Consider the following 11,266-nt stretch of genomic DNA (forward strand, 5'->3'; position numbering starts at 1 on the left):
ATTTTGCGCCGACCTCCATCCATTCGCCGGAAGATCCTGTCGATATGTTTGCGCCTCTGTTTAAAAAACTTTTCGGAAGCAAGAATGAGCGTGAAGTCAAACGCATGCTCAAGGCGGTGCAGTCCGTCAACGTCCTCGAAGAGCAGATGATCGCCCTCTCGGACGAGCAGCTGCGTGGCAAGACCGAAGAGTTCAAGGGCCGTCTGGCCAAGGGCGAAACCCTCGACAAGCTGCTCCCCGAAGCCTTCGCCGTGGCCCGTGAGGCCGGCAAGCGGGTGATGGGCATGCGCCACTTCGATGTGCAGCTGATCGGTGGCATGACCCTGCACGAAGGCAAGATCGCCGAGATGCGTACCGGTGAGGGCAAGACCCTCGTAGGGACCCTGGCGGTCTACCTCAATGCACTGTCCGGCAAGGGCGTGCACGTGGTCACCGTCAACGAATACCTGGCGCGCCGCGATGCCAACTGGATGCGTCCGCTGTACGAATTCCTCGGCCTGTCGGTCGGCATCGTCACCCCCTTCCAGCCGCCGGAAGAGAAGCGCGCCGCCTACGCCGCCGACATCACCTACGGCACCAACAACGAGTTCGGTTTCGACTACCTGCGCGACAACATGGCGTTCAGCCTGGAAGACAAGTTCCAGCGCGAGCTGAATTTCGCCGTGATCGACGAGGTCGACTCCATCCTCATCGACGAAGCCCGTACTCCGCTGATCATTTCCGGTCAGGCCGAAGACAGCTCCAAGCTGTACATCGAGATCAACAAGCTGATCCCGCGCCTCAAGCAGCACATCGAGGAAGAGGAAGGCGTGGTGACTCAGGAAGGTCACTACAAGGTCGACGAGAAGACGCGTCAGGTCGAGCTCAACGAAGCCGGCCATCAGTACGTCGAGGAGATGCTCACCGCCGCCGGCCTGCTGGCCGAGGGCGAGAGCCTCTACTCGGCGCACAACCTCGGCCTGCTCACCCACGTGTATGCCGGCCTGCGTGCGCACAAGCTGTTCAATCGCAATGTCGAATACATCGTGCAGAACGGCCAGGTGATCCTGATCGACGAACACACCGGGCGTACCATGCCGGGCCGTCGCCTGTCCGAAGGCCTGCACCAGGCCATCGAGGCCAAGGAAGGGGTGAATATCCAGGCCGAGAGCCAGACGCTGGCCTCGACCACCTTCCAGAACTACTTCCGCCTGTACAACAAGCTGTCCGGCATGACCGGTACCGCCGACACCGAGGCCTTCGAGTTCCGCCAGATCTACGGTCTGGACGTGATGGTGATTCCGACCAACAAGCCGATCGCGCGTAAGGACTTCAACGACCTGGTCTATCTGACCCAGGAAGAGAAGTACCAGGCGATCATCGCCGACATCAAGGAATGCCAGGCCCAGGGCCGGCCGATTCTTGTCGGTACCGCCACCATCGAAACCTCCGAGTACGTCAGCCAGTTGCTGAACAAGGAAGGTATCGAGCACAAGGTGCTCAACGCCAAGTTCCACGACAAGGAAGCCGAGATCATTGCCCAGGCCGGTCGTCCGGGGGCGCTGACCATCGCCACCAACATGGCCGGTCGTGGTACCGACATCCTCCTCGGTGGCAACTGGGAAGTGGAAGTTGCCGCGCTGGAAAACCCGACTGACGAGCAGATCGCGCAGATCAAGGCCGAGTGGCAGAAGCGTCACCAGCAGGTTATCGAAGCCGGCGGCCTGCACGTGATCGCCTCCGAGCGTCACGAATCGCGCCGTATCGACAACCAGCTGCGTGGCCGTGCCGGCCGTCAGGGTGATCCGGGTTCCAGTCGCTTCTACCTGTCGCTGGAAGACAACCTGATGCGCATCTTCGCCTCGGATCGGGTGAAGAACTTCATGAAGGCTCTGGGCATGCAGTCCGGCGAGGCCATCGAGCACCGCATGGTCACCAATGCCATCGAGAAAGCCCAGCGCAAGGTCGAAGGCCGCAACTTCGACATGCGCAAGCAACTGCTCGAATTCGACGACGTGGCCAACGAGCAGCGCAAGGTGATCTACCACATGCGCAACAGCCTGCTGGCTGCCGAGAACGTTGGCGACACCATCGCCGAGTTCCGCGAGGAAGTGCTGACCGCCGCCGTCAACAACCACATTCCGCCGCAGTCGATGCCGGAACAGTGGGACGTCGCCGGTCTGGAGTCCACCCTGCAGAGCGATTTCGGCCTCAAGTTGCCGATCCAGCAGTGGCTGGACGAAGACGACAAGCTGTACGAGGAAACCCTGCGCGAGCGCATCCTCGCCGAACTGCTGGCGGCCTACAACGAGAAGGAAACCCAGGCCAGTGCCGAGGCCCTGCGCACCTTCGAGAAGCAGATTCTGCTGCGCGTGCTGGACGATCTGTGGAAAGACCACCTGTCGACCATGGATCATCTGCGTCACGGTATCCACTTGCGTGGTTACGCGCAGAAGAACCCCAAGCAGGAATACAAGCGCGAGTCCTTCGCCCTGTTCCAGGAACTGCTTGAGTCGATCAAACGCGACACCATCCGTGTACTCAGCCATGTTCAGGTGCGTCGCGAAGATCCGGCCGAAGAGGAAGCCCGTCTGCGTCGCGAAGCCGAAGCCCTGGCCGAGCGCATGCAGTTCCAGCACGCCGATGCCTCGGCGCTGGAGGCCGAGCAGAGCAGCAGCGAAGAAGGCGACGTTGCGGTGGCCGCGGCGCCGGTGCGCAGCGAGCCGAAGGTGGGGCGCAACGAGCCATGCCCTTGTGGTTCGGGCAAGAAATACAAGCATTGCCACGGTCAGATCGGCTGATCATGGCAGTCGAGCGCTGCTAGGGCGCTTGCAGTAAGGAGGGCTTCGGCTATGCTGCCTGCGCCCTCGTTGACGCCGCGACGGCTGTGCCGCTCGCGGCGTTTTACCATCTCTCAGACCGCCTGGCGGTCGGCAACGTCTTACAAGGAGCTCACCTTATGGCTGTTGGTCTTGGCCCGCTGTCTACCCTGCACCCGGTTCCTGGTTTCGAGCTGGGCATCGCCTCGGCCGGCATCAAGCGCCCCGGGCGCAAGGATGTGGTGGTAATGCGTTGCGCCGAAGGCTCGCGCATCGCCGGGGTGACCACCACCAACGCCTTCTGCGCCGCGCCGGTGTTGATCACCCGTGAGCGCCTGGGTGGCGAGGTGCGTTACCTGCTGACCAATACCGGTAATGCCAATGCCGGTACCGGTGCCGATGGCCTGGCTCGCGCGCGCCGCGCCTGTGCGCGTCTGGGCGAGCTGACCGGCGTTGCCGAAAGCGCCGTGCTGCCATTCTCCACCGGCGTGATCGGCGAGCCGCTGCCGGTGGAGAAGATCGAATCCGCGTTGCAGGCCGCGCTGGATGATCTCAAGACTGACAACTGGGAAGCTGCTGCCACCGGCATCATGACCACCGACACCCTGCCCAAGGGTGCCAGCCGCCAGTTCCAGCACGATGGCGTGACCATCACCGTTACCGGCATCTCCAAGGGCGCCGGCATGATTCGCCCGAACATGGCTACCATGCTCGGCTACATCGCCACCGACGCCAAGGTCGCCCAGGGCGTGCTGCAGGATCTGGTGCGCGACGCGGCGAACAAGTCGTTCAACCGCATCACCATCGACGGCGACACCTCCACCAACGACTGCTGCATGCTGATCGCCACCGGCCAGGCCGCTCTGCCCGAGATCAGCGAGGCTTCCGGTGAGCTGTTCACCAAGCTCAAGCAGGCGGTGTTCGACGTATTCATGGAAGTGGCGCAGGCCATCGTGCGTGACGGCGAAGGTGCGACCAAGTTCGTCACCGTGCAGGTCAACGGCGGCGGCACCCATCAGGAGTGCCTGGACGTGGCCTATGCCGTGGCCCACTCGCCGCTGATCAAGACCGCGCTGTTCGCCTCCGACCCCAACTGGGGGCGCATCCTGGCTGCTGTGGGCTATGCCGGCGTGCCGCAGCTGGACGTGAGCAAGATCGACGTGTTCCTCGGCGAGGTCTGCATCGCCAGCAAGGGCTGCCGTGCCGCCACCTACACCGAAGAGCAGGGTGCAGCGGTGATGGTGCGTGAGGAGATCACCATACGCATCGAGCTGGGTCGTGGCACCTGCAGCGAGACCATCTGGACCACCGACCTGTCCCACGAGTACGTCAAGATCAACGCCGAATACCGCACCTGAGTAACCTTAGGCTTTGTACTATTCCCGCGCCTCATGCCCGCATGACGCGCGGGAATTTGCTATTCGGGGTGCGGACTTTTAACGTCGAGCGACTTAGGGCATTTCAGGAACCCAGGCGAGGAGATGCAAGATGGCACTGCAACTGGTGATTGGCGACAAGAACTATTCCTCCTGGTCTTTGCGCGCGGCGCTGGCAGTCGATCTGGCTGGTGCCGATTGCGAAGAGCTGCGCGTGCGTTTGTTTCAGCCGGATAGCCGCGCACAACTGTTGCGCTATTCGCCTACCGGCAAGGTGCCGGTTCTGCTGACCGAGCAGGGCGCGGTGTGGGATTCCCTGGCGATTGCCGAGTACCTGGCCGAATGTTATCCCGAGGCGCAGCTGTGGCCGCAGGAGCGTCAGGCCCGCGCGCTGGCACGCAGTATCTGTGCGGAAATGCACAGCGGCTTCACGGCGCTGCGCAGCCATCTGCCCATGGACCTGGCGCGGGACAAGGCTCTTGCCGAGCTGCCAGAGGCGGCGCAGGCCGATATCGACCGCATCTGCGCGATCTGGGCCGGCTGCCGCGAGCGATACGCCAGTGCCGGCAACTACCTGTTCGGTCAGGCCAGCATCGCCGATGCCTTCTACGCACCGGTCGCCGCGCGCCTGCGCAGCTATCGCGTAGTGCTACCGACAGCGGCAGCAGCCTATGTCGAAACCATTTATCGCTGGCCGGGGTTCCAGCGCTGGTATCAGGCGGCATTGCAGGAGGTAAAGGGGTGAAGCGTGTTCATGTCGCTGCAGCGGTGATTCGGGGTGTCGATGGACGCATCCTCATCGCCAGGCGGCCCGAGGATAAGCACCAGGGCGGTCTGTGGGAGTTTCCCGGCGGCAAGGTGGAGGAGGGCGAGGCAGTGCGTGTCGCCCTCGATCGAGAGCTTGAAGAGGAGCTGGGCATTCGTCCGCAGGCGGCGCGCCCGCTGATCCAGATTCGCCACGACTACCCGGGCAAGCAGGTGCTGCTGGACGTCTGGGAAGTCTCGGCCTTCAGCGGCGAGCCCCATGGCGCGGAGGGCCAGCCGCTGGCCTGGGCCAGCGAGCGGCAGTTGCTGGAGTATGAATTTCCCGCCGCCAACAAACCCATAGTCGCCGCCGCGCGTCTGCCGGATCGCTACCTGATCACTCCGGATGACCTGGAGCCTGGTGAACTGCTCGCCGGTATCCGCAGTGCACTGGCGCAGGGGGTACGGTTGATTCAGTTGCGCGCGCCGAACATGTTCGACCCGCAGTACCGCGACCTGGCCGTCGACGTGCAGGGCTTGTGCGCCGGCAAGGCTCAACTGATGCTCAAGGGCCCCCTGGAGTGGCTGGGAGACTTTCCTGCGGCCGGCTGGCACCTGACCGCTGAGCAACTGCGCAAGTACGCCGCTGGCGGTCGGCCGTTCCCGGAGCAACGCTGGCTGGCGGCGTCGTGCCACAGCGCCGACGAGCTGGCACTGGCGGCGCAGATGGGCGTGGACTTCGTCACCCTGTCGCCGGTTCAGGCGACCGCAACGCATCCCGAGGCTCAGCCGCTGGGCTGGGAGGCTGCAAGCGAGATGCTGGGCCATTTCAACCTGCCGGCCTATCTGCTGGGCGGCGTCGGCCCGGCCGATATCGAACGTGCCTGGCAGGTTGGCGCCCAGGGCGTCGCCGGTATCCGCGCGTTCTGGCCGGCGCTGTAGGCGCGCTCTTCATCATCGCGAATGAATTCGCTCCTACAAAGAAAGCCGGCGCGGCAGCGGTTGGATGTGCATGCACCGCCTGTAGGAGCGGATTTATCCGCGAAGAGCAGATGGCACCGAGCCCGCGATGATCGTGGATAAATTCACCCCTAAAGGTCCGTCTTGCCTGGGCATGATCGTTTCTACGGCCTGTCCGCAGCCTTCCACAGCACTTCGGCCACGCCCTGGCGTCTGGCAATCAGGCGCGCGGCGACGAACAGCAGGTCGGAAAGACGGTTGACGTAAGCCAGGCCCTCGGCGCGTAGCGGCTCGACGGCGTTGAGGTGCTGACAACGGCGCTCGGCGCTGCGGGCGAAGCTGCGACAGATATGAGCCTGGGCGATCAGCCTCGAGCCGCCAGGCAGGATGAAGTTCTCCAGCGGTCCGACCTCGTCGTTCCAGCGGTCGATAACGGCCTCCAGACGTTCGATTTCCATCAATTGCAGCGCCTGATATTCGGGCATTGCCAGCTCGCCGCCAAGATCGAACAGGCGGTGCTGGCAGGGGCTCAGCACCTCGCTGATCTCCTTGAGACCCGGACAGGTCGCGGCGGCCTCGTCCAGGTCGGCGAGCAGCAGGCCGAGCTGGCTGTTGAGCGTATCCAGCTCGCCGATGGCTTCGATGCGCGGGTGGTCCTTGCCGACTCGGCGGCCGTCGGCCAGGCCGGTTTCACCCTTGTCGCCGGTGCGGGTGTAGATTTTCGAGAGACGAAAGCCCATGGCTCAGAGTCCTGTGTTTTCGGGCAGCGAGGCCAGCGGCAGGCGCAGGGTGAAGCAGGTGCCCTGGCCCGGCGTGGAGTGCACCTCCATCTGCCCCTTGTGGTTGTTGGTGACGATGAAATAGGAGACCGCCAGGCCGAGTCCGGTGCCCTGGCCGACCTCCTTGGTGGTGAAGAAGGGCTCGAAGATGCGTTTGCGCACTGCTTCGCTCATACCCGTGCCGTTGTCTTCCACCTGCACTTCCGCCCAGTTGCCGGCTTGCCGGGTGCGCAGGATGATGCGGCCGGGCTCGGCACCCTCGTCGCGTTGATGGATGGCCTGGGCGGCGTTCTTCAAAAGGTTGAGCAGTACCTGCTCCAGCTCGTTGGCGGTACCGGCGACCGGCCCCAGCAGCGGGTCGAACTGGCGCACGATTTCCAGCGTCCTGAAATCGAAGCTGTCAGCCAGGTCGAAGTCATTGCCGGCGATCTCCAGCGCCTGGTCGATCAGCGCCGGCAGGTCGCAGGGTGAGAGCTGGCGGTCGCTGCGCCGGCTGAAACTGAGCATGTGGCTGACGATCTTGGCGGCGCGTTGGCCGGCCTGCTGGATGCCATCGAGCATGCGTGGTATTTCGCGCGCAGTCATGTACTGCTGGATGGCATCCAGACTGATGCCGGCCTGCTCGGCCTGTTCGAGATTCTTCTCCAGATCCGGCGAGAGACGCCGGCGGATGTTCTGCACGTTGTGCAGGATGGCACCGAGCGGGTTGTTGATCTCGTGGGCCATGCCCGCGGCCAGGCCGCCGACCGACAGCATCTTTTCCGACTGCACCATCATCTCTTCGAGCGCCAGGCGCTGGGTGATGTCGTCGATACGGATCACCACGCCGCGTCCGGCGCTGCCCATCAGCGGGTAGAACGTCAGGGCGTAATGGTGGGGCTCCTCGTCCTTGTGCCAGGTGACACGCTCGATCTTTTCCACCCGGTGCTGCTCGGCGGTGCGCTTGAGCTGGGGCAGAAACGGCTTGAGCGGCGGGAAGGCGAGGAAGACCGGCTGGTTCAGCGCCTCTTCCAGGCGCGTGCCCGACAGGGCGCTGGCCTCCTGATTCCACTGCGTCACGTACAGCTGTTCGTCGAGGGCGATCAACGCCGAGGGCATGGAATCGATGATGCTGTTGAGGTAGTTCTGAAAGCCGGTGAGCTTCTTCTCGATCTTGCTGCGTACCTGTACCTCCAGCTCCAGCTTGCGGTTGGAGTGGCGGGTTTCCTCGGCCAGGCTCTGCGCCTGGTCGAAGGCCTGCTGGGCATCGTCGCGCGCGCGCTTGAGCTGCTGTTCGCGCGCTTCCATGCGCATCAGCATGGTGTTGAAGGCGTCGGCCAGGCTGCCGATTTCGTCCTGATGGCCGCGATTGGCGCGTAGCGCATAGTTCTCTTCGCGGGTGACCTGGCGGGACAGTTCCTCTAGGCGGCGTATGGGTTTGGTCACCAGGCGTTTGATCTGCTTGGCCACCAGCAGCCAGAGCACCACGCTGAACGCCAGGATGACCAGGCTGGCGGTCAGGGTGCCGGTATAGAAGACACTGGGTAATTCGCTGGAGGCGACCAGCAACAGCGCACCGGGGCGACCGCTGGGGTGGGGCAGGTCGACCAGCAGGTTGGTGCGAAAGGCCGTTTCACGCCAGTTCGGCAGTTGGTTGAGTTGTTGTGGCAACTGCAGTTTTTCACCCCGTTGCAGTTGTGCCAGGCTGTTGCCATTGCTGTCGTAGATCACCGCTGCACGCAGCGGCGCATAGTCGTCCAGGCGCTTGAGCAGGGCCTCGGCCGAGGCCGAGGAGTGCAGCGCCTCCTTGCTCAGTGTCGGGCTGGCGATAAGCCGGCCAAGGGTATGCAGCGCCTGCGGCGCCATGCTTTCCTGGGTGATCCAGTAGGCTGCGCTGATGAAAGCCAGGTTGGCCACCAGCATCACCGCGGCGAGCAGCACCAGCAGCGCGGCGAGCAGTTTACGGCCAACCGGCAGGTTTTCGAGGCGCTGACGCAATCTCATGAGTTTGTCGCTGTGGCGAATGGAACGGGCAGGTTAGCGCGCCAGGGCGGTCATTGCCACGGCCTGGCGCGCTAGACCACAGGCAGGCCACGCGCTTGCAGATGCCCGAGCAGGCGCTGTTGCAGATGCTGCAGGTGCGGCAGATGTAGCTGGTGGCGCTGTGCCGCGGCGCAAGCGTAGCCGAGCAGATAGCTGATCTCGGTGCGCCGCCCCTGGGCGACGTCCTGATGCATTGACGAGTAGTTCGCCGCGGTGGCCTGAATCACCCGTTGCACTTCCTCGTGCAGATTGTCCGCCGCAGCCGGTTGACCACAGCGCTGCAGCAGCTCGGCGAGTTCGGCGCACAGGGTGGCGACTTCGGCCGGGTGTTCGCTCAGGGCGCCATTGCGACAGTCGTGCAATACGGTGAGCGGGTTGATCGCGCAATTGAGCGCCAGCTTGCGCCACAGGCGCGCGAGGATATCCGGGCTCCACTGGTGGGGGATGCCGGCGCGCTGCAGCTCGTCCAGCCAGACCGGCGGCCGGGGATCGTTCGGATCACCCAGCCAGTTGTGGCCGTTGCCGGCGAATACCACCTGAAAGTCGGCCGGGCGAAAGGCGCCTTCGGTGCTGGAGACGAACAGGCAGCGTTGTCCGGGGAGTTGCTGGGCGACTTCATCCTGGCTGCCGAGGCCATTCTGCAACAGCAGTAGCTCGGCACCCGGGGCCAAACGCTCGGCGATGCTGGCCACCGCGTTTTGCGCGTCATAGGCCTTGCAGGCGAGCAGCAGGCGGTGGATTGGCGCTTGCGCCTGCGGCAGCTCCGCGGGGATGGCGTGCTGCATGGGCTGGCCCGCTTCGACCAGCGTCAGGCCGCCAGCCTGGCGATAGGCTTCGAGACGTTGCCGATTGCGCAGGATCAACCTGACCGGTATGCCGGCGCGGGCCAGACGAGTGGCCCAGAGGCTGCCGAGGCTGCCGGCGCCGAGTATGTGCCAGGTCACGGCAGGGGCAGGCGCATGGCTGCGACCCGGCCGCTGGCGTAAGACTCTGGCAGCAGATTGAGCGCATACTGGATCAGTTGTTCGGGGTCGGTGGGCAGTGCCTTGGCATCCAGCCCGACCAGGCTGATGCCGGCCTTGAGGGTGATGAAGCCCTCGCTGGTCTTGAATGCCTTGAGATTCAGCCCCTCGTGCAGGCGTTTGAAGCTGCTCGGCGAGCACTCGTGCAGGTCTTCGAGCAGGGTGATCAGGCCGAAGTGGTTGTCGTCCAGGCGGGTCAGCACGTCCAGTGGACGTACCAGTTGTTGCAGGCGGCGCGCTACGCCGTGCAGCAGTTCGTTGAAGAAGCGGTCGCCATACTGGCTGCGCAGCTGCCCGGCGTCCTGCAGGCCGATCAGCAGGTAGCAGACGGCGCCGCCACGCGACTCGATCTGGCGCAGGCTGTCGCTGAGCTTCTGCCGCAGGTAGCGCGGGTTGCCCAGGCCGGTGAGTGGGTCGACCAGGTTGCGCCGCTCCAGGCTGGCGATGTTCTGCGTCAGCATGCGGTTTTCGTGCAGCAGGCGCTGCAGGGTGTTGCACAGCCGGTCGGCGGCGTAGACGCGTGGTACCAGCTGCTCGTTCATCGCCGCCTTGCTGATGAAGTCATCGACGCCGCGGTCGAAGGCTTCGCCCAGAACGTTTTCGCCTTCCTTGCCGGTCAGCAGGATGATGTAGGTGTAGTGATCGGCCGTCTCGTCCAGCTGGCGCACCCGTGCGGTCAGCTCCAGGCCATCGATCTCGGGCATCAGCCAGTCGGCCAGCAGCACGCTGGCCGGGCGCTGTTCCAGGAGCTGCAGCGCTTCGCTGGCGCTGCTGGCGAAGCGTACGTCCTGGTAGCCGGCCTGGCTCAGAGCACGACCGATCATGGCGCTGGAAAACTTGGCGTCGTCCACCACCAGGATGCTGAGATGGGGGTTGGGCATGGTGCAGGCTCGCAGGCAAAGAGGAAGGACGCCAAACGGCGTATATCAGTCTGGTTATAATGGGGCCGCCAAAGTTATCGTCAAGTCAGGCGCGTTCACTCCGTGAAGAGGATCGCGCCGTCCATCAGGAGCCCTCTCATGCCTTCGTTCGACGTCGTGTCCGAACTGGATAAACACGAACTGACCAATGCGGTCGACAACGCCATCAAGGAACTCGACCGCCGTTTCGACCTGCGCGGCAAGTGCAGCATCGAGAGCAAGGACAAGGCGCTGACCTTGACTGCCGAAGCCGAGTTCATGCTCGAGCAGATGCTCGACATCGTGCGCAGCAGCCTGATCAAGCGCAAGATCGACTGCCAGTGCATGGAAACCAAGGAGCCTTATGCCTCGGGCAAGGTGATGAAGCAGGAAGTGACCTTCCGCGAAGGCATCGACAAGGAATTGGCGAAGAAGATCGTCGCACATATCAAGGACGCCAAGCTCAAGGTGCAGGCCGCCATTCAGGGCGAGCAGGTACGCGTCACCGGCAAGAAGCGCGATGACCTGCAGGAGGCGATTGCCTTGTTGCGTGGTCACGAGTTCGGCATGCCGCTGCAGTACAATAACTTCCGCGATTGAACCTTTGCGACGCTGGAGCGTCGCAGCTCAGGCTGATAGCACTTTGACCGCCATGGCATGCCATGG

Annotated in this window: 8 protein-coding genes and 1 pseudogene; 5 read left to right on the top strand and 4 right to left on the bottom strand. The window is 63.8% G+C overall.

Going from position 1 to position 11,266, the window contains the following annotated elements:
- The first annotated feature begins 44 nt into the window (after positions 1 to 44).
- The 4 genes from secA to GYB81_RS01540 all read left to right on the top strand — a co-directional run bounded on the left by secA (position 45) and on the right by GYB81_RS01540 (position 5,860).
- Complete coding sequence (gene secA, locus GYB81_RS01525; RefSeq protein WP_161864994.1) at positions 45 to 2,780, top strand: preprotein translocase subunit SecA; 2,736 nt, start codon at positions 45 to 47, stop codon at positions 2,778 to 2,780.
- Positions 2,781 to 2,938: 158 nt separating this feature from the next.
- Complete coding sequence (gene argJ, locus GYB81_RS01530; protein ID WP_161897706.1) at positions 2,939 to 4,156, top strand: bifunctional glutamate N-acetyltransferase/amino-acid acetyltransferase ArgJ; 1,218 nt, start codon at positions 2,939 to 2,941, stop codon at positions 4,154 to 4,156.
- A 130-nt stretch (positions 4,157 to 4,286) separates the two neighbouring features.
- Positions 4,287 to 4,919: a glutathione S-transferase family protein gene (locus GYB81_RS01535; RefSeq protein ID WP_161864996.1), complete on the top strand. Its 633-nt coding sequence runs from the start codon at positions 4,287 to 4,289 to the stop codon at positions 4,917 to 4,919.
- A complete protein-coding gene (locus GYB81_RS01540; protein ID WP_161864997.1) occupies positions 4,916 to 5,860 on the top strand; it encodes a Nudix family hydrolase in 945 nt (314 codons plus the stop codon). The genes GYB81_RS01535 and GYB81_RS01540 overlap by 4 nt, the downstream gene beginning before the upstream one ends.
- A 182-nt stretch (positions 5,861 to 6,042) precedes the next feature.
- On the opposite strand, the gene GYB81_RS01545 is transcribed toward GYB81_RS01540, so the two are convergent.
- From GYB81_RS01545 to GYB81_RS01560, 4 genes and pseudogenes are all read right to left on the bottom strand, one after another.
- Positions 6,043 to 6,618, bottom strand: coding sequence for a cob(I)yrinic acid a,c-diamide adenosyltransferase (locus GYB81_RS01545; RefSeq protein ID WP_161864998.1), 576 nt, complete (start codon positions 6,616 to 6,618; stop codon positions 6,043 to 6,045).
- A gap of 3 nt (positions 6,619 to 6,621) precedes the next feature.
- Entirely contained in the window at positions 6,622 to 8,640 is a 2,019-nt protein-coding gene (locus GYB81_RS01550) for a HAMP domain-containing sensor histidine kinase (protein WP_161864999.1), read from the bottom strand.
- A 71-nt stretch (positions 8,641 to 8,711) separates the two neighbouring features.
- Entirely contained in the window at positions 8,712 to 9,623 is a 912-nt protein-coding gene (locus GYB81_RS01555) for a putative 2-dehydropantoate 2-reductase (protein ID WP_161865000.1), read from the bottom strand.
- Positions 9,620 to 10,585 (bottom strand): annotated as a pseudogene (locus GYB81_RS01560) (GGDEF domain-containing response regulator); the annotation flags it as partial. The pseudogene GYB81_RS01560 and the gene GYB81_RS01555, both read right to left, overlap by 4 nt.
- Positions 10,586 to 10,720: 135 nt before the next feature.
- Between GYB81_RS01560 and GYB81_RS01565 the strand changes: the two are divergent.
- On the top strand, positions 10,721 to 11,200 hold the full coding sequence (locus tag GYB81_RS01565; RefSeq protein WP_003459380.1) for a YajQ family cyclic di-GMP-binding protein: 480 nt from the start codon (positions 10,721 to 10,723) through the stop codon (positions 11,198 to 11,200).
- Positions 11,201 to 11,266 lie beyond the last annotated feature (66 nt).

The organism is Pseudomonas yangonensis (assembly GCF_009932725.1).
In the GTDB taxonomy this organism is placed as follows: domain Bacteria; phylum Pseudomonadota; class Gammaproteobacteria; order Pseudomonadales; family Pseudomonadaceae; genus Aquipseudomonas; species Aquipseudomonas yangonensis.

What these genes read in the sequence shown, in the direction of transcription:
- argJ (WP_161897706.1), top strand. Translation starts at nt 2,939, where the DNA reads ATGGCTGTTGGTCTTGGCCCGCTGTCTACCCTGCACCCGGTTCCTGGT.
- GYB81_RS01535 (WP_161864996.1), top strand. Translation starts at nt 4,287, where the DNA reads ATGGCACTGCAACTGGTGATTGGCGACAAGAACTATTCCTCCTGGTCT.
- GYB81_RS01550 (WP_161864999.1), bottom strand. Translation starts at nt 8,640, where the DNA reads ATGAGATTGCGTCAGCGCCTCGAAAACCTGCCGGTTGGCCGTAAACTG.
- GYB81_RS01565 (WP_003459380.1), top strand. Translation starts at nt 10,721, where the DNA reads ATGCCTTCGTTCGACGTCGTGTCCGAACTGGATAAACACGAACTGACC.
- secA (WP_161864994.1), top strand. Translation starts at nt 45, where the DNA reads ATGTTTGCGCCTCTGTTTAAAAAACTTTTCGGAAGCAAGAATGAGCGT.
- GYB81_RS01545 (WP_161864998.1), bottom strand. Translation starts at nt 6,618, where the DNA reads ATGGGCTTTCGTCTCTCGAAAATCTACACCCGCACCGGCGACAAGGGT.